Source organism: uncultured Rikenella sp. (genome assembly GCF_947628055.1).
Lineage (GTDB): Bacteria > Bacteroidota > Bacteroidia > Bacteroidales > Rikenellaceae > Rikenella.
The window spans coordinates 1-22,034 of the sequence record NZ_CANQYJ010000010.1 but is presented as its reverse complement, the minus strand read 5'-3'; the positions used below and the strand labels follow the sequence as shown (position 1 = coordinate 22,034).

Annotated in this window: 19 protein-coding genes and 1 tRNA gene; 5 read left to right on the top strand and 15 right to left on the bottom strand. The window is 48.0% G+C overall.

Going from position 1 to position 22,034, the window contains the following annotated elements:
- Positions 1-346 precede the first annotated feature (346 nt).
- The 8 genes from Q0Z93_RS01890 to Q0Z93_RS01855 all read right to left on the bottom strand — a co-directional run bounded on the left by Q0Z93_RS01890 (position 347) and on the right by Q0Z93_RS01855 (position 10,623).
- Positions 347-1,030, bottom strand: coding sequence for a hypothetical protein (locus Q0Z93_RS01890; protein ID WP_298062024.1), 684 nt, complete (start codon positions 1,028-1,030; stop codon positions 347-349).
- A 5-nt stretch (positions 1,031-1,035) separates the two neighbouring features.
- Positions 1,036-2,025, bottom strand: a complete 990-nt coding sequence (locus Q0Z93_RS01885) for a hypothetical protein (protein WP_298062022.1) — start codon at positions 2,023-2,025, stop codon at positions 1,036-1,038.
- Between the two features lie 5 nt (positions 2,026-2,030).
- Positions 2,031-2,723 (bottom strand): hypothetical protein, encoded by a 693-nt coding sequence (locus Q0Z93_RS01880; RefSeq protein ID WP_298062021.1) that lies wholly within the window; start codon positions 2,721-2,723, stop codon positions 2,031-2,033.
- Complete coding sequence (locus tag Q0Z93_RS01875; RefSeq protein WP_298062019.1) at positions 2,720-4,708, bottom strand: hypothetical protein; 1,989 nt, start codon at positions 4,706-4,708, stop codon at positions 2,720-2,722. The genes Q0Z93_RS01880 and Q0Z93_RS01875 overlap by 4 nt, the downstream gene beginning before the upstream one ends.
- A gap of 2 nt (positions 4,709-4,710) precedes the next feature.
- A complete protein-coding gene (locus Q0Z93_RS01870) occupies positions 4,711-6,366 on the bottom strand; it encodes a hypothetical protein (protein ID WP_298062016.1) in 1,656 nt (551 codons plus the stop codon).
- Positions 6,367-6,368: 2 nt separating this feature from the next.
- Positions 6,369-8,735 (bottom strand): hypothetical protein, encoded by a 2,367-nt coding sequence (locus Q0Z93_RS01865; protein ID WP_298062014.1) that lies wholly within the window; start codon positions 8,733-8,735, stop codon positions 6,369-6,371.
- 283 nt (positions 8,736-9,018) lie between these two features.
- A complete protein-coding gene (locus Q0Z93_RS01860) occupies positions 9,019-10,386 on the bottom strand; it encodes a phage integrase SAM-like domain-containing protein (RefSeq protein ID WP_298062012.1) in 1,368 nt (455 codons plus the stop codon).
- Between the two features lie 164 nt (positions 10,387-10,550).
- Positions 10,551-10,623: transfer RNA gene (locus tag Q0Z93_RS01855), tRNA-Gly, on the bottom strand.
- Positions 10,624-11,015: 392 nt separating this feature from the next.
- On the opposite strand from Q0Z93_RS01855, the gene Q0Z93_RS01850 reads away from it, so the two are divergent.
- Complete coding sequence (locus Q0Z93_RS01850) at positions 11,016-11,444, top strand: OsmC family protein (RefSeq protein ID WP_298062010.1); 429 nt, start codon at positions 11,016-11,018, stop codon at positions 11,442-11,444.
- A 195-nt stretch (positions 11,445-11,639) separates the two neighbouring features.
- On the opposite strand, the gene Q0Z93_RS01845 is transcribed toward Q0Z93_RS01850, so the two are convergent.
- The 6 genes from Q0Z93_RS01845 to surE all read right to left on the bottom strand — a co-directional run bounded on the left by Q0Z93_RS01845 (position 11,640) and on the right by surE (position 17,527).
- Positions 11,640-12,293 carry a hypothetical protein gene (locus tag Q0Z93_RS01845; RefSeq protein ID WP_298062007.1) on the bottom strand — a complete coding sequence of 218 codons (654 nt, stop codon included), beginning with the start codon at positions 12,291-12,293 and terminating at the stop codon, positions 11,640-11,642.
- Between the two features lie 112 nt (positions 12,294-12,405).
- A complete protein-coding gene (locus Q0Z93_RS01840) occupies positions 12,406-13,833 on the bottom strand; it encodes a glutamate decarboxylase (protein WP_298062005.1) in 1,428 nt (475 codons plus the stop codon).
- A 275-nt stretch (positions 13,834-14,108) separates the two neighbouring features.
- Positions 14,109-15,581 carry an IMP dehydrogenase gene (gene guaB / locus Q0Z93_RS01835; RefSeq protein WP_298062003.1) on the bottom strand — a complete coding sequence of 491 codons (1,473 nt, stop codon included), beginning with the start codon at positions 15,579-15,581 and terminating at the stop codon, positions 14,109-14,111.
- Between the two features lie 60 nt (positions 15,582-15,641).
- Positions 15,642-16,049 carry a thioesterase family protein gene (locus Q0Z93_RS01830; RefSeq protein WP_298062001.1) on the bottom strand — a complete coding sequence of 136 codons (408 nt, stop codon included), beginning with the start codon at positions 16,047-16,049 and terminating at the stop codon, positions 15,642-15,644.
- Positions 16,046-16,633, bottom strand: coding sequence for a DNA-3-methyladenine glycosylase I (locus Q0Z93_RS01825; protein WP_298061998.1), 588 nt, complete (start codon positions 16,631-16,633; stop codon positions 16,046-16,048). Before Q0Z93_RS01825 ends, Q0Z93_RS01830 begins: the two co-directional genes overlap by 4 nt.
- Before the next feature lie 105 nt (positions 16,634-16,738).
- Positions 16,739-17,527, bottom strand: a complete 789-nt coding sequence (gene surE, locus Q0Z93_RS01820) for a 5'/3'-nucleotidase SurE (RefSeq protein WP_298061996.1) — start codon at positions 17,525-17,527, stop codon at positions 16,739-16,741.
- Positions 17,528-17,820: 293 nt separating this feature from the next.
- On the opposite strand from surE, the gene rplS reads away from it, so the two are divergent.
- Positions 17,821-18,180 carry a 50S ribosomal protein L19 gene (gene rplS, locus Q0Z93_RS01815; protein WP_298061994.1) on the top strand — a complete coding sequence of 120 codons (360 nt, stop codon included), beginning with the start codon at positions 17,821-17,823 and terminating at the stop codon, positions 18,178-18,180.
- 237 nt (positions 18,181-18,417) lie between these two features.
- Here rplS and Q0Z93_RS01810 read toward each other — a convergent pair whose 3' ends face one another.
- The gene (locus tag Q0Z93_RS01810) at positions 18,418-19,857 is read right to left on the bottom strand and encodes an AAA family ATPase (protein ID WP_298061992.1); all 1,440 of its coding nucleotides are present in this window, start codon (positions 19,855-19,857) and stop codon (positions 18,418-18,420) included.
- Positions 19,858-19,930: 73 nt separating this feature from the next.
- On the opposite strand from Q0Z93_RS01810, the gene Q0Z93_RS01805 reads away from it, so the two are divergent.
- The 3 genes from Q0Z93_RS01805 (at position 19,931) to Q0Z93_RS01795 (ending at position 21,898) form a co-directional block, all read left to right on the top strand.
- The gene (locus Q0Z93_RS01805) at positions 19,931-20,560 is read left to right on the top strand and encodes a hypothetical protein (RefSeq protein ID WP_298061990.1); all 630 of its coding nucleotides are present in this window, start codon (positions 19,931-19,933) and stop codon (positions 20,558-20,560) included.
- A gap of 61 nt (positions 20,561-20,621) precedes the next feature.
- Positions 20,622-21,362, top strand: a complete 741-nt coding sequence (locus Q0Z93_RS01800) for a DUF3822 family protein (RefSeq protein ID WP_298061988.1) — start codon at positions 20,622-20,624, stop codon at positions 21,360-21,362.
- On the top strand, positions 21,353-21,898 hold the full coding sequence (locus Q0Z93_RS01795) for an RsmD family RNA methyltransferase (protein ID WP_298061986.1): 546 nt from the start codon (positions 21,353-21,355) through the stop codon (positions 21,896-21,898). Before Q0Z93_RS01800 ends, Q0Z93_RS01795 begins: the two co-directional genes overlap by 10 nt.
- Positions 21,899-22,034: the final 136 nt, after the last annotated feature.

The window sequence follows — 22,034 nt, the reverse complement described above, 5'->3', positions numbered from 1 at the left end:
AAATCTTTTAGAAAAGTTTTTACTCAAACATTAAAATCCGTTTAATTTTGTGGTGTAAGTTTGGTGTGGGCATCATAGTACGCAAGCGGTTTTAAGCACGACCTAATGCAGTCTATTAAGAAGTATAAATTCTATAATAGTTTGACTATGAAAAAAGCTAAACATTGTTAAGCGGGTTCATTCCAAGCTCATCGGGAAAAGATTACACATAACTATCCGCTTTAAGGGTGGTTTGGTAATCCGAAAAACGAAAACTATTCGTTAGTCCCGTGATAGGGGTAGTTCGCGCTACCCCTATCTAAATTATCCACTGCATCTGTGTAAATAAGTACATAATTGCCATTATTTATTTAAACCGACTCATCGGTAATACATACGCTTCTTTGTAATTGCCCCCATTTCCCCAAGTTCCAAATCCCTCGCTATTTTTGTAAACATGTATACTTAAATCAGTAATGCAATAACTTCCATCAGGATATTGAGGAAGTTCATAAATTTTACGGGTTCTGAAAAGTTCCAATAATTCATCTTTTGAAGGTAAAAACCAAGATGATATACCCAAATCATTTAACGCTTCACAAACGTCTTGAGCTAATTCATATTTTGACATATCTCTCAAGACAGGATGCACCACATATGTATAACCATTGTACTCGAAAGTCGGTAGGTCATATGGGTTTCGGGAATCATATAGAGTAATGTTCCCAAAATTATATTCCGACAAGCCAACACCTGTAATGTCTACTTGCTTTGAAACTTCTGTTATAGGATCAAGGATGGATAAATAATATGAGTTATCTAATTCACTCCGATTAACAGTTATAGCAAACGAACCATCGATATTGGAACTTGTCGACGCAAGAGTATAACTATTATTCGTAACACGCACTAGTACTCCGGATAATGGCATATTTGTAGGTGCTGTCACAATGCAACCTTTGATTGTGAAATTGCAGTCGAAATCATCACTTCCGTTGCCACACCCACTTAAAAGCACGGATACAAAAAGTAGTATATATAATTTCTTCATCGTATTCAAAATTTATAGGCTAAAGTCAAATTAACTGACATATTCGGACCGTATGGAGACGTTGGATTCATTGCAGGCACAATAGCCCATTGAATACGTTTTGGTTCTGCGACATAACTCCGAACAAGGTTTACTACATACAGTGCCGCAGCAGCCCCAAAGCAACAATAACTAATGGTTTTTGCCGTGTTATAATTGCTTTTTGCGGTATTATATTGGTCAAAGTTCGTGTTTCTATCATTCATTATATCTTGTTGTTTGTTAGCGTATGCCAACATACCGACACCACCGCCTACAAGGGCTATATCTCCAAGCAGATACGCAACACCTTCACCGGTACGTCCTTTCTGCATCAGTCCGACACCAGGAATAATTGAAAGCCCCAGTGCTTTTGTATTAGCTGTTTTTTTTTGTTTTTTTAAACTATTTTGATCATTTTGATCTTGATCATCAAGAGCCCTCAAAGTGGCTCTTACTTTTGCGCTATTTTCGATATCTAGAACGCTAAGACGAAGTAACAAATTTCCGTCAACTCGCTGCAGTTCTCTTTCGTTTATCACTGTAACATTCTTGTCATCGACTGATTCAAAGATGTCTGGATATTTTGATATCTTACGCAACTCTCCGTTTTCAACTGTGAACACAACAGATCTGAAAGAATAATTGCCTGCATTGTCACTGCTTTTTACTGCTGATACAACACAAAGCAAATCCACTCCCATAAACTTACCGAACTCCTTTACTTGCTCAGGGTCAACGGAACCAGTCTGTTGGAATCGAAGTTCATCCGCCCTTGCTTTGAATAAATCGCTGGATTTGCTAATCCGGACCCTATATTGGTCTCTCAGGTAATTCATAAAATCCGTCTCCATAGTCATGACATTATCCTTACCGAAGTTATCAGATCCGGATATGACTACGCAAATGCTCTCACTTTGACCGAAAGCGACTGTTGACGCAAGTAGGGCTACGAGAATAATTAGATAACGTTTCATAATTTTTATTTTTTTATTTTGCTTACTATTAACTCTCCAATCTTTTTATTTATTTTTTTTTGATATGCTTTTCTTGCAGCTTGGGCATAACTGAAAATATCAATCCCTATATTTTCGGGAATTTCATTTTCATAGACTATTTTGCCATTGTCTATTTCATTTACAATCTTGACGCAGACATCTACTGCTGAACGATAGAAACCTTCATCCTCTACATAGTTAAGTTCATACGCCAGAGCCGTAACATAAACAGACCAGTATGCTAATTCAGGATTATCTGTGAATTCAAAACCTGTGTCAGATAAATATCCTTTAATTGCACGATGCATATCTGCATATTGTGTGTCAAAGATATAAGCATCTGACGAAACATAAACAAGTTCGTCTTCAATGCGCTTTTGCTTTTTTGCAGCTGAGGCTGCTGCTTCTACAGCAGAACGTGCGGCTGCCTTACGCTCCTTGGTCAGTTTCGCCTTTCGAAGACGAATACCATTGTTACACTTTGATATCCAGCTATTTAAATCTTCCTCATCCAACACATTACTATATCGGATTTTACATAATTCGAATCCTTGAATTGCTTTTTCGTATTGTTCCTGAGCATACCACGTTTTGGCATCCTCATAGATCTTGGGATTACCTGCAAATACATTTATTGTAGATAACATGGTGATTAACAATAATATAAACCGTGTCATATACTTAACCCGTTTTTAATGTTATTTATTTTTCTCTTTTGCCTCTCAATCTGTTTTTTTTCTCGTTCATCATCAATTCCTTTAGCATAATCCTCCGCCTCATCCAATTTGAGAAGTATGTGGTCTATTTTATCATCAAGGCGTGTAATCTTATCTCCAATGTAGTCATCAAGCCCTTCTGATTGCATCTTCTTTACGATATCTGCGGCTTCACGCAGATTTTTCACATCATCATCAGTTGCATCATAACTAACAAGTGATATGCACTCATTAAATTCTGTATCGTATGTTGCAATAGCGCGGTTAAATTCCTCTTGTTTGTTTTCTTTGCTTAAATGGTAACCGTATCCACATGCAAAGAGGAGACAGACAATAAGAACATAAGGTAATGCCTTTTTTATCTTCGAAATTCTTGCACCTCTTTCTTCGTTGACCACCACTTCCTCGATATGAATTAAAGCATCATTAAATGCTCCATCAAAATTACGCCACCTTTTGACATCTTCACGACTTATGTTAAGCTCGGTACAGGTCTTCAGTAGATCTGCTTTGTTGAGCCTATAGCGCGTCTCGAACTCCATCTTCTTAATTGCAATATTTCTATCTTCCTCTGCTTTGCGGGCTGCCGCTGCTTGCGCTTCAATTTCTTTCTTGCGAGCAATCCGCTCCGCTTCTTTCTTTTTATCATCGATGCGTTTGTCTATAGCATCAAGTGCCATTCTAAAGCCCGCATCCGTTCGTCTCCAATCATTGTATTGAGATTGAGATACACCGGACAGAAAAAGAACTTCTCCTAAATCGCCAGTTTTCGACTCATACTGAAGTAGAAAAGACTCTTTCTTATCTTTGATTTCTTGCTCTCTACGGCGTTTTTCTTCATCTTCTCGTATTTTGTCTGTTTTCGATTTCCTTGCAGTCTCACGGAATCTATCATATGTTTTCTTGAATAGTGCATCGATATAGAATTTTGCACGTGGAGATACATCATCTACCTCATTCCAATCTTTATCTAATAGTTCACATAAGGAGAAGTGTAGAGGTTCCAAATCCACAGAATAGCCATGTCCAATATATCTAAACGCATTTCTGGCCTCCTGTTCCTTATCATCCATCAAGAAAGCTACGGCTTGAATAAGTGCGTGATTATTTGCAGGATAATGAGTTTCCCACTTTGTTAATGCTGCCAAAGACTCTTCTGCCTTATCGGATTTAAGACCAGTTAATGCAATATAAGACCAAAACAGTTCCCAATATGATTCTTCGTGAACGGAATAGAAATCAGTCACAAACTGTTGCGGTTCTAATATAGCCTTTAATTGATAATACAGCTGCGCTATCTCATCAATCTTGCTTGACCTTTTCAATGCATGAAGCTTTCGCAGAGACTCTTGTATTTCAATAGAATTATTTCTCTCGATGGCTGACCGAATCGATTCAAGGCTAATTCTTTCGGCATTAGATAAAACTATATGTTTTTGAACAGTCTGTTCTTTCACCTCTTTCAAGATATAATCAGCTATATCTTTGTGCAGGCCTAGTTCTTCCCGGAATGCATTTAATTCCTTTATGGCTTCCGAGCTAACAAAACCGTCTTTTACAAGTTCCGAACAACGACTATGATATGCGGCTCTGTTTCGACGCAGTCTTTCTGCATCGGAAAGTTCCTTTGTCTCGACAGTAATGTTAGTGTCTCCCTTTGTTACTGTAGTCGTAACATTTCCATCGATTGCATTGGCAGTACCCAAATTAACATCATCTGCCCTTGTTACAACCTTTGCTATATGCTCAGCAGCCACAAAAGCATCGCTTTCCTTCGACTTGACCGAATTTTTAGCGTTTCTTGTTTGACCCAATGATGAAGACTTGGCGAATTCGAGTCGCACCGCGCCATTCCCATTTTGATGGCTACAGTTCGGGCAGAAATTCATCTCATTATTTGTCGTTTCAAATCCACATGATGGACAATATTTTGTAGCATTGCTCATATTTATCTTGTTCTAACTAAGTCTATAATTTTACCACTATCGTCAGTTTTTAAGATGGCTACACCTTCGTCATTTAAACCGAAAGTGTATATGAACTTGTATCCTGATAAACCCTGAATATTTTTACGTCGTAATGAGCTACATAATCTTACATTCTCCATAGAAAACTCTGAGCATAACTTATTCGATAATTGATGCTCGATATCTATAATCGAATTATTTACGTTTTCTTGAACTTCAATGTATGCTTCATCAAGTTCTGCTATGGATGAGTTTGAAAATCCTAATAGTTCATGCTTATCTGAACTATATAGGTCTACATTATTTGTTTCATAATCAAACCTCATTACATTAACAGCCTCTGTCTTTATTACGAGTCCGGGGTTGCCAAATACATTAAACTCTCCAACGGTCAAATATGCGCTGCTAAAATTGTCCATTGGCCAATACTTTAACAGGTATGATATTTTTGCCATCAAAAGAGCTTCTCCTGCCGGTATGCCTTTGAATAGATTCAGTAAAAACTCTTTTATAAGAATCTCGCAATATCCACGTCTCCAATTACTAAAAAATGAAGGTTGGCAAGAGCCGATAAATAAAAAACAATTACGCCATAGCGAAGAGAGCAGAATAGAACGACTCATAGCATATCCCGTATATCTTGCTCCATAACATGCTAATGAACAAATAAGTTTTGCATTACATTTTTCTGCTAAATCAGGAGAGAATGCTTCGGCTCCATTATCTCCATAATATTGGCTTTGTTGGGATTGAACTGCTCCGTGCAGATTAAAAAGAGCCATATCACACTTTTGGGAGGCAAGTTCAAAAACCGACCTCATAGCTTGCTCATTAATACTGTATGATGGAACAATAAACATCTTATTATTAACAAAGGATGTCTCGAATCCTTGTACAGCAGAGGGAATTCCATTGACAATAAAATCAGTTGCGTCAGCCCAGTCATCAACAGACACATTGATGGAGTTGTTAACTCTAATACACATATTTGTATCAGAGCATCTTTTCAGATATGAAATAACTGATTCTTGAAAAGAAAGAGATAAGTTTCCTGTTTCGATAGGGAGTCGCCCTATATTACATTGGATATTATCAAGGACCTGGTTTACACCATTAGGTCCCGCTATTTTTACCGAGTTTAAAAACGAAGTAACTTTAACTCCTGGTTTGAAGCAATAAAACATATCCATCTCAACTTCAAATCCTATCGGAGCATCATCTACTTGTATTCTATGTCTCGGTATAGGTATAACATCATCACCTCCAACGATAAATACCGAAGTATGTATATTCGAGACTATACCGTTTTTATGAAAAAAATCACTCAAATAGTTCGCATAAGACTCCCAGCCATTGTGTCTGAAAACTCCGTTCCCATAAAGGTCGGAAAATGCATCTAAAAGTATCCATTGATACCCTCTCGCTCTTTCTGCTGTTATATATGTATTGAACGCTCCGATAACCGTGTCCATGCTGACCATAAATTTTTTCGCAAGAATACTGGTATCAGTGTATATGATGTTATAATTGTACACATTCTCCAATTCCCTCTGCTTATTTACATTGGGATTACCTTGACGCAACGGAGACCTTTTTGTGTCAAATGAAGACAGCAGATCTTTCCAAGAGGTCGCCATTTCTATAACTGTTTTTTACATTCTGGACATAAGTGACCTTTAAGACCTGTAGCACCGCAATTAGGACACACAACAGAAAATATCTCATCAAGTCGCCCCTTCAATTCCGGACGGTCATATGCTTTAAATATTTGCCCATTAATCATTAGCTCGGTATCCGGTCCAACCTGACCATGTTGCATCATTGTATATATGTCACTCAGTCCAAAACACATGTCGCCCATTGACATAATTTTATATGTGAGAATGATGCTACCAATTTCCTCTTTTCCTTTCAAGGCGTCAGCGACCGATTCAGTAGAGGCAAATTTTGTAGTATAATGCAAAGCTGTGTCCTGGGGGTGATCAAGCCGAGACTGCGCATGTCTTGCATCATTTCTTGCCTCACGACGATCGCTATCAACTTCGTCCTGACGGTGTGTGGCAATGTCTTTCACTGTATTAAGTGTATTCTCTACAGATTCTCTCTGTCCTGCAACAGCTCTGGTAACTACACTGGCATTTGTTTTCATTGCTTCTGTCATAAATGCCATCATCTTATTCAATGTCCTTTCTTGCTGCTCACGACTCTCTTTTTCAATACCTCTTGACTGCTCAACCAATTCTTTCATCATAGCGACTTTCTCTTCTGTAACCATTTTGAGATATTCACCCTCTTTTGAAGAAGAAAGTGTTGTCGCGAGAGCTATCTGAGCGGCTTCAGATAAACCATCTATATTCATGACCGCTATCTGCTCCGCACTCATCCCTTTTTGGGCATCAATAAGAATGCGCTGCGTCTCATGTTCCATTTGAGCCATTTTTTTGCTGTGAGCAATGGTCTGAGCCTTATCAGCACGATCCTCTGCTCTCATTCGAGCCATTGCATCAAGGGCTATTCCTTGTTCTTTGCGTAACCGTTCTATTTCTAAATTTTCCTCATAATCTACATTATCTGTCCAGTCCCGATCTTCGGAAATATCTCGACGATGGTCCTCATCTCGACGATGATCTCCATAATCGTCATCTTTCTTCCGCTCGCCTCTGACAGCGTCATTCCTTTCCACCTCAAAGGCAATCTCCTCTCTGCCAAGCTCATGCTTATGTACTTGTTGTTGTTTTGCAATTTCAAACTCGGCTTGCTCTATTGCTTTCTGCGAATCAGCAGTTAAAAGCGCAATATCTTTTTTTGCAGAAATGCGTTCCTTCTCAGTCCTTCTGAATCTTTGCCAATGTAGAATCAAATCAACCTCAGTACGGTCGTCGTGGTGTTTCTTTAATTCATACTGGAGATCTTCAAACTCATCTTCACGGATGAGAGTGCTTTTCTTTATCTCCTGCAATGCTTTTTCTCGGTCCTCGTCTGTTTGTGCCTCTCGAATAGCCTTTTGATTTGCGAGTAGCTGGCAGAACGCCTCCATTTCATCATCATGGAGAAGAGCATCTTTATTTAACTGTTGCAAGGCGTAACGCAAGTCTTCTTCGGAACGCGCCTCTCTAATCTTTTGGCAGTTCTCTTCAGATGCTAAACGATTCTTGAAATCATTGGTTCTTATAAGGTACTCTAGCTCCTTATTGGAGCAATACAGTTTATGCTCAAGTTCGCGGAATCGTTCAAAGTCATTACTATCAATGGAAATATCAATTATCTGACGAACTGATATACCATACAAGATAGTATTGAGCTTGTCAGAAAGCCTTCTGCGAATACGCTCTTTGAGAGCAGGTGATAACACCGAACTCTCGACAGTTTCATACGCCAAGACTTCCTGGAGATAGTTGCGAATAGGTTCTACCAGCAACATCTGCAAATCAGCAATTCTAAGGAAGGGCTTTGGGGTAAGATAATTCTTCCTGAACGCTGAAAATTCAGATATCTCCATATGCATAGAGAGCGCGACATCCACATTCTCCAGTTTTGTCTTTATCGTGAAAGGCTGGAAAATAAAACCACTTTCATTGGCCTCTATTCCAAACACGATGGGTATTACACCTTCGGTTACCAGTATAACATCTACAAGAGAACTCTTACCGAGATTCTGGAGATATGAACCAAGGCGACCTCTACGAAGTTCATCATCATTTGCCGAACCGTTCTGCTTCTTTCCGGTAAAGAATCTCCAAATGTTGCGGAGAGCTTCTCCAAACCGTTCAAATCCAGTCTGGAAATAATATACTCCGCTAGATAGCTGAGCGGCAATCTGCCCGTCAATCATTAATACAGCGACTATACCTTCCTGGACATATACCCCTTTTGCTTCTGAAAGGCTATCAAATTCATTAACATTGATTCGTTGAGCAATCTCACCAGGATTCAAGCTCCACATAACAGTTCCTTTAACAATTTCCAAACCTTGATTGGAACTCCGTTTTTTTTCAGAAATAGGCATAGTGGTATTGTTTTTTTTATAATTGGCGGCTTTTGTCGTCCGTCCTTCTACTGGACTGCTAGAGGAGACTGTTAAAGGGAATCCACAATATGGACATGATCTAAAACTCGGCGGAAATCCCGCTCTTCCACAGTGGCAGCAAATGACTGACATACCATTTTTACTAGTTTAACTTACGAAGTTAATTATTATCTCTTAATATAAGGTCTTTTTGACGCTAAAATATAAATTGTTACATCATTTTTTGACCAAATAGGTACAAAAATGTTATATATCTTCCTCCTTATATTGAGAAGGTCGGCATTTCTCGTTTATACTCTTTGTCCAAATGATGGCACTGTTCTCTTATAATCTGTCGCTTCTCAATGGCTGGAATCAAACAATATTTTGTATCCTCTTCCTTAAATTTTGTGAGCGTTTCATCATCCAGTTGGTCCACATTCAGCACATGAGGAAACAACAACTTTGCATAGGCCGTCGCAGTCTTCTTGACTGTTTTAAGGTCTCGAAGATCAGAGGACAGGTCGGAATGTCCCAGAAATTCGGAGATGAGCGCAATGTTCACGCCTGACCGCTTGAGTACGGTGGCAAACGTATGCCGAGCGGCATATGTAGTTAGCGGCGTATGCAAACCGATAGCTATACTCAATTCATGCAGGCGCTTGTTGACCTGTTTCAGCGTCTTTTTAACTCGTTCCAATATCTGCTTTTCTGTCTTATGGATGTGACGGTTAAGGATAGGAAAGATATAATCCTCTTTCACTTGGTCGGTGCGGTACTTGTCGATGATCTTCTGGGCCGGCTCGGTCAGACAGCAGTTTATCATCTTACCGGTCTTGCGCCTCGAATAGTAGATTCTGCCGTGGTCGATATTCTCATAGGTTAACAAGGCAATATCCTTGAAGTTGATACCTGCCATGAAATAGGAGAACAGGAAAATATCTTTGGCAAGTTGGGTATAAAAGTCCCTGTCCGATAAATCAAGTTCGATCAATCTGTGAATGTCCTCTTTTGCGATAGCTCGCTTATGGGTTTTCGTCCATAGGCTTCCAACCTTGATTGGCTGAAAGGGATCCGATTTAGAGACAAACACTCCCTCGGAAACAGCTTTGTTATACACGGATTTCAGCACGCTGAACTTGGTGGCGATGCTGTTGCTCACGTTGCCGCGCTGGCGCAGGAAGAGTTCAAATTCACGCAGGTAGGTCGAATCCAACTTTTCAAAACGGATGTTCGTACTCTTGAAGCGTTGCATCAAGGCAAGCGTTACCTTGTGTTTGCTGGCAGAACCGTATTTCTCGGCCTTTTCCAGACTGTCGATTATCTGTTTGAAATAATCGCCTACCGTACAATCCATACGTTTGCCAATGGTCTCAAACAGTGTTTCAAAGGTTACTGGAATTTCAAGAGCTTCCAGCTTTTTGATTTTCTTCTCGTACTCTTTGACTGTGGCAGTTATCTGAAATTGAATATTATCCCTGTCCGGACAATCTTCCGTTACTTTTTGCTCTGCTGCATTCCAATATTCACGGGCTACAGAAACGCCTAAACCAACCGATTTTTTGCGGTTATCATGAAAGAAAAGCAGGCACAAGGGGCTGGTATTGTTTTTATAGATTACATCCTTGCGGAGTATTACCTTGAAAGTCATTGTTTTGCATCGTTGGATGCAGGAGAAAAACAGGTTCCCAATGGGGAGTTTTATGGAGAGGCAATGGGGAGGCATAGCCCTGAAAAGGCCTGTTTTGGTCTTATTTTTCTGCCTTGTACAAACAAAAAAACCAGCAACTTTTTCTGTAAGTTACTGGTTCTCTGAGCGGAAAACGAGACTCGAACTCGCGACCCCAACCTTGGCAAGGTTGTGCTCTACCAACTGAGCTATTTCCGCAGTAAATGTATGTACGTCGTGTGTGTCTTGCGGTAACCTTGCCAAGGTTGGCAGCGTTTCTCGGAAACGATGATCCCATCGTTTCGGGCAAAGGTTGTGCCCTACCAACTGAGCTATTTCCGCAAATGTATGTACGTCGTGTGTGTCTTGCGGTAACCTTGCCAAGGTTGGCAGCGTTTTTCGGAAACGATGATCCCATCGTTTCGGGCAAAGGTTGTGCTCTACCTCCCCACCCCTGACACCCCGCAGGTTCCGAATGCAAAAATAGAACGAAAATCCGGAAATACCAAATGTCTTTACAGCCCTCCCCTGGCTTTTTCGGTTAAAAGATTAAAGATGAATCGTGTAATGTGGCCGTATTTTTGTTATACTCATTATCCAAAACGATCGCTATGGAACACGTGACACTGAACTGGAAAGGCGGAATGCAATTCGATGCGCAGGTCGGAGAGCACACGATTGTATTGGACGCACCCGAGGAACTCGGAGGAATGAATCTCGGCGTCAGACCGAAACCGCTGCTGCTGGTTGCATTGGCCGGGTGCACCGGAATGGATGTCGCCTCCCTGGCCCGGAAAATGCGCGTGGAATTCGACAAAATCGAAATCGAAGCGGATGCGGAGCAAAGCGATGAAGTGCCGTCGGTTTACACCTCCATGACGCTTAAATACCGGTTTGAAGGCAAAGACATCGATCCGTCCAAGCCGTTGAAAATAGTCGGTCTTTCTCAGGAAAGATATTGCGGCGTGGCGAATATGCTGCGGCAGGCGGCTCCGGTCGCTTTCGAGGTATATCTGAACGGTGTGCGGATAGACAGGTAATTCTTTCGGCCGGTTTCGGAACCAAACGCAGCCATCCTCTCACGCCGCCCCTCCGCCCCTCCGGGAATCCGGCTCCGGTCGCTTTCGAGGTATACCTGAACGGTGTGCGGATAGACCGGTAATTCTTTCGGCCGGTTTCGGAACCAAACGCAGCCATCCTCTCACGCCGCCCCCCCCGGGGAATCCGGCTCCGTATCAGTTTACCTTGACGAATGCGGAGTTTTCGGACAAGACCAGTTCCGGGCCCTCCCAGTTGATCGTGGCCAGCATGTTCGCGCTGTTGGGCACCATGAAAACCACCACCGACTCGCTCAGGCGTCCCCAGTGGCCTTCGCTTATGCCGTAAGAGTTGGCCGGAATGTTATGGGTGGTCAGTTTGTAGGTATAATCGCTATGGAGCTCTAAGGTGACCTGTCGGGAGGTGGTGTCCGCCGTCTTGTCGATATAACGTCCGGTCAGCCGTTGTTTCGGCGTGCAGTGGCGGGTGGTGTCGAACTCTTTGAAGCGGGTGATGACCAACTCCGGGCGCTCTCCTGCGTTGTCTTTCGTCCCGGGTCGGAGGTATCCTTCCAGTGTCGCGTAGCAGGGCAGCATCTCAGGCCCGGGAAGGGCAGTGTAGCGCCTCTCGACATTCAGGTTGTCGCCGGTTTGGGCGATGGGCAGGGTGATCCCGGTGGCGCAGTCGGTCAGTACCGCCGCGTCGGCATAATAAACGTAGTCGCCGCTGAAAAAGAAGTCTTTGGAAGCTAACATCGGATCGGTGATCCGGTTGCTGGTGCTGTCGGTGGTCGGGGTGCCGCCGCAGGCCGTCAGGAAAAGCAGCAAACAGTGGGGGATAAGCTTTTTCATAGAAGTAGAAGGATAAAGTGTGTTGAACAAAACTAATAAAAACCCGTCCTATTCCCGCTGGAAAACGGAAATGGGGGCGGGTTCTGTCGAGAGGCGGTGGTTGCTCTGGAGTTTATCTGACGTGGTTGAAGTAAGAAGTCTTCCGTTTGTTCTTCTGTATATTCCACTTTTCGGCGCTGTTGGTCGGGTTGTCGAGCTCGTCGAGTTCCGCCACGCAGGCTTTGAGGTCTTTCATCAGCAGGTCGGCCAGGTCGATGCCGATGCCTTGACGGGCGACGATGCGCATGATGACTACATCTTCCATGTCGGCCGGCATGGTGTAGGCCGGAACCTGCCAGCCCTGGATATGCAGGCGGTCCGAAAGGTCATAGAGCGTCCATTTCCGGTTCGGGTCGTCTTTCAGTTTCCAGATGAAGAGCGGGTTGGGCATTTCGTCGGTAAAGAATTCAAAGATACCCATCTTTTTCAGCTCTTCGCGCAGGTAGAGGCAGACGTTGAGCGAGCTGGCCTGCACGTCGTGATAACCGTTCCAGCCCAAGCGGATGAGTTGGTAATATTGTGCGAGCACCTGGTTCCCCGGACGGGAGAAGTTGATCGAGATGCTGGGGACTTCGGCGCCGAGGTAATTGACGGCAAAGTTCATTTCCTGGGGCAGATAAGACTTGTCTTTCCAAATGACCCAGCCCACGCCGGGGTAGACCAGGCCGAACTTGTGGCCGGAAGTGCTGATCGAGAGCACCCATTTCAGACGGAAGTCCCATTCGACTTCGGGATAGATGAACGGCAGGATGAAACCGCCTGTGGCGGCGTCTACATGGATGCAGATTTCCCAGCCCTTTTCGGCATTCAGCTTGTCGAGAGCGTCGTTGATGGCTTTCACGTCGTCGTTCAGTCCGGTGATGGTCACGCCCTGGATCGGCACCACGCAGATCGTGTTTTCGTCGCACAGGTCGACTACCCGCTGCGGATCGAGTGTGATGTGGTTTATGTCCACCGGTACCTGGCGCATCTCTACGTCCCAGTAGATGGCGAATTTCTCCCATACGACCTGGAAGCAGGACGAGATGATGAAGTTGGGCTTGTCGGTCGGTTTGCCTGCTGCCTTGCGGCGTTTTTTCCAGCGGAACAGGGCGGCGATACCGCCGAGCATGCAGGCCTCGGAAGAGCCTACGGTGCTGGTTCCCATGCAATACCGGCCGCCCGAGGCTTCGGGCGAGTTCCAGAGCTTGGCTATGATGTTGACGCAGCGGCGTTCGATTTCGGCTGTCTGCGGGTATTCCGTCTTGTCGATCATGTTTTTGTCCATAGTCTCGGCCATGATCCGGCGGGCGCTGTCGTCCATCCAGGTGGTGACGAAGGTGGCGAGGTTCAGGCGGGCGTTCCCGTCGAGCATGGCTTCGTCGTGGACGATCTGGTAGGCGATGTCTTCGGCGGTGCCTTCCCGGGTGAGCTCGGTCTTGGGAGCGATGCGCAGTTCTTCGTTCGATCCGAAGATCGGGGTATCGACAACGTCTTTTTTAAGCATAGGGAATTTTTTCATAGCTTTTGATTTTAGTGTTTTGCGGATTTATTTTTGTGCTATAAGTGGTTTGCAGTCCTGCCTGCGGATGTCCGGATATGTTTCAAATACTGTGCCATAGCTTTTTTGTGTGGCTCTTTCGGTAGCGGTGCCGCGAAAGCGTATGCTGCTCGCGGATGTCCGGATTCGATTCGCAGGGTATGAAAAAAGGCGTCTCCCGAATGCGGGAAACGCCTGAAAAAAAAGGATATGAATAAATAAGAGGATAGTAGGGCAGTGTGTGTCTCTCTCGTCGTTTAGTCTTGGCGGCTGTAGTTCGGAGCCTCGCGCGTGATGGTCACGTCGTGCGGGTGGCTTTCCTGCATTCCCGAGGTCGTAATGCGCACAAATTTAGCCCCTTTCAGAGCCTCGATGTCCTTCGCCCCGCAATATCCCATCCCCGCGCGCAACCCACCCACGATCTGGTAGATCACCTCCGCTAATTGTCCTTTATACGGCACCCGCGCCGCAATTCCCTCCGGCACCAACTTCTTGACATCGTCCTCCGCATCCTGGAAATAGCGGTCTTTCGACCCTTTCTGCATGGCTTCCAGCGAGCCCATCCCCCGGTAAGTCTTGAATTTCCGGCCGTTGAAAATCACCGTCTCTCCCGGCGACTCTTCGACCCCTGCGAACATCGAGCCGGCCATCACGCAGTCTGCCCCCGCGGCAATCGCCTTGACCACATCGCCCGTGTAGCGGATCCCCCCGTCCGCAATCACCGGCACCCCCGTCCCTTTGAGCGCCGAAGCCACGTCGTACACCGCATTGAGCTGCGGCACCCCGACCCCGGCAATAATCCGCGTCGTGCAGATCGACCCCGGCCCGATCCCCACCTTGATTCCGTCCGCCCCCGCTTCGACCAGCATCCGGGCCGCCGCCGCCGTCGCGATATTTCCCACCACCACATCCAAGTCCGGATATTTGGCCTTGACTTCTTTGAGTTTTTCGATCACGCCGCGCGAATGTCCGTGCGCTGTGTCGATCACGATGGCATCCGCCCCCGCATCATAAAGCGCTGCCACGCGTTCCATCGTGTCATGCGTCACCCCCACGCCCGCCGCCACGCGCAGCCGTCCTTTGGAATCCTTTGCCGCATTCGGATTGTCCTTGACTTTCGTAATGTCCTTATAGGTCAAGAGCCCCACGAGCTTCCCCTCGGCATCCACCACCGGCAGTTTTTCGATCTTGTTGTTGAGCAGGATTTTGGCCGCTTCGTTCAGGTCCGGATTATGCGTGGTGACCAGGTTGTCTTTGGTCATCACTTCAGAAATCCGTTTTGAAATGTCCGTTTGGAACCGCAGGTCGCGGTTGGTCACAATCCCGATGAGTTTGCGATTGTCGTCGATCACCGGAATCCCCCCGATTTTGTTTTCGTGCATCAAGGCTTTGGCATCCCCCACCGTCCCTTGTGCCGTAATCGTGATCGGGTCGTAGATCATCCCGTTCTCCGCCCGCTTTACCTTCCGCACCTGGTGCGCCTGCGCTTCGATCGACATGTTCTTGTGAATCACGCCGATCCCCCCCTCCCGGGCAATCGCAATCGCTAATTCCGCTTCGGTCACCGTGTCCATCGCCGCCGACACGATCGGCGTGTTGATCGGCACGTGACGCGAAAACCGCGAAGCTACCGACACTTCGCGCGGCAGAACTTCGGAATAGGCGGGAACGAGGAGGACGTCATCGAATGTCAAGCCCTCGGCTACGATTTTATCATCTATGAACGACATAATGGCTACCTGTTAATAAATTTTAGCAAAGGTAATGCTTTTTCTCGAATCGGCGTGCGTTCAGCTGAAAAAAGGAGCGAGTTTTTCGACCAGCGTCCGCGGAGGCCGGCAGGCCGTTTTCGTATCGGCGTGCATAAAAGCTAATGTCACCGCCCCGGTGGTGATCCGTTCGCCGTTTTCCCGGAAAACTTCGTACTCGAATTTGATTTTCACGCCCGGCATCTCGCGCAAGGTCGTGCGCACGGTCAGCAGGTCGTCGTAATAGGCGGGGTTCCGGTAGTTCACTTCGACTTTCAATACGGGCAGCATCACGCCTCCGGCTTCGATCTCGGCGTTCGACAGGCCGACGCTGCGCATCAGCTCGGTGCGCCCCATGTCGAAAAGCTCCACGTAATGGGAGTGGTAGAAGAAACCCATGCGGTCCACGTCGCCGTAGGGAACGCGGAATTGCGTGTCGTGTGTTATCATGGCTGTCGTTGTTTGTCTTTTCGGCACTTGCAGTCCGCCAGGTGATCGTTGATAAACCCCGTAGCTTGCAGGTGGGCATAGCAAATCGTCGTCCCGAAAAATGTGAATCCCCGCTTTTTCATATCCCGGCTCATGGCGTCGGATTCGGGCGAGGAGGCCGGAATCTCGCTCAACGACCGGAAGGTGTTGACGATCGGTTTCCGGTCGGGAAAAAACGACAGGGTGTAATCGTAAAAGCTGCCGAACTCTTGCTGTATGGCGAGGAACAGCCGGGCATTGGCGATCGCCGATCGGATTTTGAGGCGGTTTTTCACGATGCCGTCGAACTGCATCAACCGCTCGACATCGTCGTCGGTCATTTCCGCGACCCGTTGAGGGTCGAAATCGCAAAAGGCTTGGCGGTATCCTTCGCGCTTTCTGAGGATGGTGAGCCAACTCAGTCCGGCTTGCGCGCTCTCCAGCACGAGAAACTCGAACAGGGTCCGGTCGTCGGTTGCCAGCCGCCCCCACTCCCGGTCGTGGTATGTCACATACAACTCGTCGGTTCCGCACCAGCCGCAGCGCCCGTTTATAATATCCTGCATCTTCGCGACATTTTGCAATACGGGTCAAAGATAGCCAAAACCGGCGTATCCCCGCACCGGACTTCACGAGGCCGGATGCGCTGTCCGGCGCGGCAGAGTAAGAGATCAGCCGCCGATCTGTTCGCGCAAGAAGTTCAGCCGCGGGTAGTCCGTCAGGTCCATCTGTACCGGCACTACGGCTACGTACCCGTGTCGTAAGGCCCATTCGTCGCTCTCTTCGGCTTCGGGCTCGAAATTGTAGAACTGGCCCGACATCCAGTAGTAATCGCGGTTGTGCGGGTCGGTGCGGTGCACGAAATCCTCGCGCCAGTTTCCCCGGGTCTGCCGGCAGACTTGGATCCCTTTTATGTCCGCCAGCGGAATGTCCGGGATATTGACGTTGAGGCACAGCCCCGCCCGCCGTTCCGCCGGCATGGCCAGCACTTGTGCGATGATCTTCCGCGCATAATGCACCGAGGCCGTGAAATCAGCCGCCGGGGAGTGGTCGGTCAGCGAAAAGCCGACGGACGGAATCCCGTACAGCGCCGCCTCGGTCGCCGCCCCCATCGTGCCGGAATAAATCACGCTGATATTGGCATTGGAACCGTGGTTGATGCCCGACAGCACCAGATCGGGAATGCGCTCTTTGAGGATTTCGTCGAACCCGATTTTTACACAGTCCACCGGCGTCCCCGTACAAGAATAGATTTCTAATCCCGGTTTGCGGCTCACGGCGCTGACGAACAGCGGCCGGTGCATCGTAATGGAGTGCGACATGCCGGAATAGCTCTCGTTCGGGGCCACGGCCGCCACATCGCCGAATTCGGCTGCCAGTCTGATGAGTGCTGCGATGCCGGCGGCCTGTACGCCGTCGTCGTTGGTCACGAATATAAGGGGTCTTCCGGATGCCGTCATGAGCGTGTCGTTTGGCGTTTGAATTTGCAAAAATAATAAAAACCGGACGAAATCGAACCGGTCGGGATGACCGGTTGCGGTTCGGTTTCTGCAAATTTACTCACAAAATATTTTGCTGCTTGTGATTTTATCGTTACTTTTGCACCTGCTTTTGTGCAGGAATCTCTTACGGCGGGCGGCATTTCGGGATAACAGGGCAGTGGCCCGGTTTGTTTCTCTTTCGGGAGGATGCGCGCCTGAACGGAACCGTTACATTCCGCATGTTAACCCCTTTTAGATTCAGTTTCAGCAAAATGAACAATCTGATTGCAGTAGCCCAGGAGGCTTTCAAACAGGAGACTGCCGAAGTCCCTAATTTCAAGGCGGGTGATACCATCACCGTAACCATCAAAATCCGTGAAGGGAATAAGGAACGGCTGCAGAATTTCCGCGGCGTGGTGCTTCAGCGACGCGGGGCGGGGGCGACCGAAACGTTCACCGTTCGCAAGATTTCGGACGGGATCGGTGTGGAACGTATCTTCCCGGTCAACTCGCCGACGATCGACAAGATCGAACTCAATAAGGTCGGGGTGGTGCGCAGGGCGCGTATTTTCTATCTGCGCAATCTGACGGGTAAGAAGGCCCGGATCAAGGAAAAGAAGATGGTCAAGTAGGGTTTCGATATACCTGATCGCATAGAGGACGTCGGCTGCATCTTACTGTAAAAGATGCAGCCGGCGTCTTTTTTTGGGGAGAGGGGGCTTTCTGGTTTCGAGCGAATAGGCACTCAATCCGTTTGTAGGCCGCTCTACCTCAGTCCTCGCTCTGGCTCCGGCCTGACGGCGGCAGGACGCCCCGGTGCCGCTGTCGTGAAAACAGTGCAAAGCCTGAAAAATATATAAAAGCCGGCATTACTCGTTTTCCACGAAGAAACGGTCGTCGTAATTGACCAAGTAGAGCCGTTCCGTAGCCCGCGTCACCGCCGTGTAGAGCCACCGCAGCAGCTCGAGCGTCATCGGCTCCTCGCCGAACAGCATCACATCCAAGAAAATCGCCGACCACTGCCCCCCTTGCGCCTTGTGGCACGTGATCGCATAGGCGAACTTCACCTGCAAGGCACAGAAAAACTCGTCGCCCAAGACCGCCTTGTACCGTTTTCCCTTCTGCGTGATCTCCGCATAATCCTGCTCCACCGCCAGAAAAAGCCTCGACTGCTGCTCCCGGCTCAGCGACGGCGCATCGCTGTACAACACGTCCAACAGCAGCCAGCATTCGAGACGGTAGTCATCGTAGTCCGGGAACTCCAGCTCTGCATACGCGAACCGGAAACCGTACTTCTCCTGCGTTTTGTATATGCGGTGAACCCGCGCAATATCTCCGTTCGCGATAAAATCCATCCGCGCGTTCGGATCCCCCTCCACATAGTGGTAATTGTTCTTGACCACCATCAACATGTCGCCCGACCCGATCTCCTCGTCGTAGTCCAGTATCGTCCGCCGCACCCCCTGATTATAGTGATTCGCCCGCTTGTTCGACCGCGTGACGATCGCCGTTTCGGCCTGCCCGTACCGTCCGTAGCAGCTGTCTATCTCGTCGATCAGCTCGCTGCTTTCGAGTCTTTTTATATCGGGAAAATCGGTGCGGAATCGGGGAATCCCGGCGACTCCCGCTTCGATCAGGCTCCGGATCTCCGTGGCATTGTGCAGAATCCCCGACCCGTCCTGCTGCCTCACCACCTCCGAAAGAGTGAAATTCCACACCGTACCATACTTGCCCATGTACGCCGGATCCAGCGCCGGCGAATGATCGTAACCCACCGGCGGCAGCTGCGCCTGGTCGCCCACTAAAATCACCTTGTTGTTCCGTCCCAGGCGGATGTAGTCGAACATGTCCTCGATCAAGTCGCCTGTCCCGAAAACCGCCCCTTCGCCGCCGAATGCAGCCCGCCCCGTCAGCATCGAGGCTTCGTCGATGATGTAAAGGGTGTCGTGCGATTTATTGAAATTCAGATCGAAATGCCCCCCCTCGGCTCCCCCCGCCGTCCGTTCGCGGTAGATCGTCTTGTGGATCGTGTAGGCCTCCGCCCCGGCATAGCGGCTCATCACCTTGGCCGCCCGCCCTGTCGGGGCCATCAGCACGCACGGAATCTCCATCTGCCGCAAAGTCCGCACCAGCGCCCCGATGACCGTCGTCTTCCCCGTCCCTGCATAGCCGTTGATCAGAAAAACGGCGCTCTCGTCGCCCGAAGCGAGATATTCTCCGAGTGCGTCGATCAATTTTTTTTGTTCCTCAGTTGGTGCGAATGCAAAATTACCGTATATTTGAATCGCGATATGACTGCTCAGAGACATGACTTTTTTTGTGTTTCGTGCGGTGGTTGTCGGCTGCTAACCGTAAACAAACTTAAAAAACTTAAACCATAAGATGAAAAAAATTCTTCTCCAAGTCATTTTGCTGGCGGTGATCGCGGTGTTGGTGTGGTGGCTCTATTCGATGTTCAATACGCCGCTGGAGTTTGAACGCATCCGCAAAGAACGCGAAGCGGCAGTGGTGGAACGGCTCAAAGATATTCGGACGGCGCAACGGGCTTACCGGTCTAAATATATGAAATTCACCCCGGATTTCGACTCGCTGATCGCTTTCGTTCAGAATGATTCGTTGGTTTTTGAACGGGCGATCGGATCGGAAGACGACTCGCTGGCGGTGGCACAGGGCCTTGTACACCGTGAAAAATTCCAGGTGGCGGTGTTGGACACCGTCGAGTTCATTAGCTTGGGGGGGGATATCAATAACCTGCGCTTTATCCCGGGCTCGGTGGAAGCTACGGGGAGTTTGCAGCAGTTCGTTATGGATACCGCCTCGATCGAGACCGAATCGAAAGTGGTGGTGCCCGTTTTCGAGGCTTTCGCCAAATATCCGACTTTCTTGGGCGATTTGGACAAACAGGAACTCATCAACTTCCGCGACTACCAGGTCAAAACCTTGAACCGGGCGGACGGTTTGAAGGTGGGTTCGCTGACCGCTACCACCAACGAAGCGGGGAACTGGGAATAGTTTCGGGGATGGCCATAGGCGGGTGCATGGGTGCTCGCTCAATCGAATAGCATAGAGAAAGATGCAGGAAATCACCCGGCATTATCTGAGAAACAGGGAATTATCCATTCAGGTCGGCCTGAATGGATTTTCTTTTGTCGTGTTCGACGTCTCGCCGGGGACGGGCGGAGAGGCGATTCTGCGTTCGGTGGCTTATCGGGAGGCCGATATGGCTTCCATTCTGGCAAGGGAACCCATGCTGACCGCTGCCGACCCGCCCCTGAGCCGGGTGTTTGTGGGATGCTCGACGGATCATGTGCTGTTGGTGCCGCAGCCTCTCTTTGAACCGGAAAGGGCGGAACAATATCTTACGGCGGCCAATATGTACGTGCCGGGGAGGACGACTTTGTCGAACAACCTGTTGTCCGGACAGGCGGCTGCCGTGTGGCAGGCGGACGCCGGACTGGTGGCGGGACTGTTGCAGCTGTACCCCGGGGCGCTGTTTTATCATCCTTTGCTGCTGGAGATTGATGCTACGCCGCCAAATCATGTCCACGCCGTGTTGGACGGCGAGCTCGTGCACCTGACGATTTGCCATGCGGGGCTCTATGCGGCCGAAACGCTGCGGGCCGATACGCCGGAAGAGTTGCTCTACTATATCCAAAAACTCGTGAAACATGACGGGTTCACTTCCTACCGGCTCATTCTGACCGGTGAAGGTGCGGAACAGTTAAGGGGATTTTTTATCCGCTATTTCAACGAAGTGGAGGCCCGCGAAATCAAGTTTTACAACCATCAACGAATCAGGGAGCTATGCGTATAGTAGGAGGTGTCCGCAAACGTCGGCAGATCATCCCTCCGCGTAATTTCAGGGCCCGGCCGACGACCGATTTCGCCAAGGAAAATCTTTTCAATGTGGTGCAGAACCAGTATGATTTGGAGGAGGTGGAAGTGCTCGATCTGTTTTCCGGAACGGGGTCGATCAGTTACGAATTTGCTTCGCGCGGGGCACGGCGGGTGGTGTCGGTGGAGATGAATCCTTTGCATCAGCGGTTTATCGCCGCTACGGCTAAGGAATTGGGATTCGGGCAGATACAGAGTGTGAAGACCAATGCCTTCGTGTACCTTAAAAGTATGGCGGGAACAGCGAGTTTCGATATTGTTTTCGCCGATCCGCCGTATGCCATGGAGGGGGTGGAGACCTTGCCGGAATGGGTATTCGGCGGTGGATTCGTGCGGGACGGAGGAGTATTTATACTGGAACATTCGGCGGAGAAGGATTTTTCCGAATATCCAAATTTTTATGAGAGAAGAAGTTACGGGAGTGTACAGTTCTCATTTTTTAAAAAAGAGGTGTAAAATGACAAGCCGGGTTTGCAGAAACCGATGAATTGGTTAACTTTGCAACGCAATTGAGAGCAGTCCGGTGCGGTAGTTCAGCTGGTTAGAATACCTGCCTGTCACGCAGGGGGTCGCGAGTTCGAGTCTCGTCCGC

What these genes read in the sequence shown, in the direction of transcription:
- Q0Z93_RS01885 (WP_298062022.1), bottom strand. Translation starts at nt 2,025, where the DNA reads ATGAAACGTTATCTAATTATTCTCGTAGCCCTACTTGCGTCAACAGTC.
- Q0Z93_RS01850 (WP_298062010.1), top strand. Translation starts at nt 11,016, where the DNA reads ATGGAACACGTGACACTGAACTGGAAAGGCGGAATGCAATTCGATGCG.
- Q0Z93_RS01870 (WP_298062016.1), bottom strand. Translation starts at nt 6,366, where the DNA reads ATGGCGACCTCTTGGAAAGATCTGCTGTCTTCATTTGACACAAAAAGG.
- Q0Z93_RS01890 (WP_298062024.1), bottom strand. Translation starts at nt 1,030, where the DNA reads ATGAAGAAATTATATATACTACTTTTTGTATCCGTGCTTTTAAGTGGG.
- surE (WP_298061996.1), bottom strand. Translation starts at nt 17,527, where the DNA reads ATGACGGCATCCGGAAGACCCCTTATATTCGTGACCAACGACGACGGC.
- Q0Z93_RS01880 (WP_298062021.1), bottom strand. Translation starts at nt 2,723, where the DNA reads ATGACACGGTTTATATTATTGTTAATCACCATGTTATCTACAATAAAT.
- Q0Z93_RS01795 (WP_298061986.1), top strand. Translation starts at nt 21,353, where the DNA reads ATGCGTATAGTAGGAGGTGTCCGCAAACGTCGGCAGATCATCCCTCCG.
- Q0Z93_RS01840 (WP_298062005.1), bottom strand. Translation starts at nt 13,833, where the DNA reads ATGAAAAAATTCCCTATGCTTAAAAAAGACGTTGTCGATACCCCGATC.
- Q0Z93_RS01800 (WP_298061988.1), top strand. Translation starts at nt 20,622, where the DNA reads ATGCAGGAAATCACCCGGCATTATCTGAGAAACAGGGAATTATCCATT.
- guaB (WP_298062003.1), bottom strand. Translation starts at nt 15,581, where the DNA reads ATGTCGTTCATAGATGATAAAATCGTAGCCGAGGGCTTGACATTCGAT.
- Q0Z93_RS01805 (WP_298061990.1), top strand. Translation starts at nt 19,931, where the DNA reads ATGAAAAAAATTCTTCTCCAAGTCATTTTGCTGGCGGTGATCGCGGTG.
- Q0Z93_RS01830 (WP_298062001.1), bottom strand. Translation starts at nt 16,049, where the DNA reads ATGATAACACACGACACGCAATTCCGCGTTCCCTACGGCGACGTGGAC.
- rplS (WP_298061994.1), top strand. Translation starts at nt 17,821, where the DNA reads ATGAACAATCTGATTGCAGTAGCCCAGGAGGCTTTCAAACAGGAGACT.
- Q0Z93_RS01845 (WP_298062007.1), bottom strand. Translation starts at nt 12,293, where the DNA reads ATGAAAAAGCTTATCCCCCACTGTTTGCTGCTTTTCCTGACGGCCTGC.
- Q0Z93_RS01875 (WP_298062019.1), bottom strand. Translation starts at nt 4,708, where the DNA reads ATGAGCAATGCTACAAAATATTGTCCATCATGTGGATTTGAAACGACA.
- Q0Z93_RS01825 (WP_298061998.1), bottom strand. Translation starts at nt 16,633, where the DNA reads ATGCAGGATATTATAAACGGGCGCTGCGGCTGGTGCGGAACCGACGAG.
- Q0Z93_RS01860 (WP_298062012.1), bottom strand. Translation starts at nt 10,386, where the DNA reads ATGACTTTCAAGGTAATACTCCGCAAGGATGTAATCTATAAAAACAAT.
- Q0Z93_RS01810 (WP_298061992.1), bottom strand. Translation starts at nt 19,857, where the DNA reads ATGTCTCTGAGCAGTCATATCGCGATTCAAATATACGGTAATTTTGCA.
- Q0Z93_RS01865 (WP_298062014.1), bottom strand. Translation starts at nt 8,735, where the DNA reads ATGCCTATTTCTGAAAAAAAACGGAGTTCCAATCAAGGTTTGGAAATT.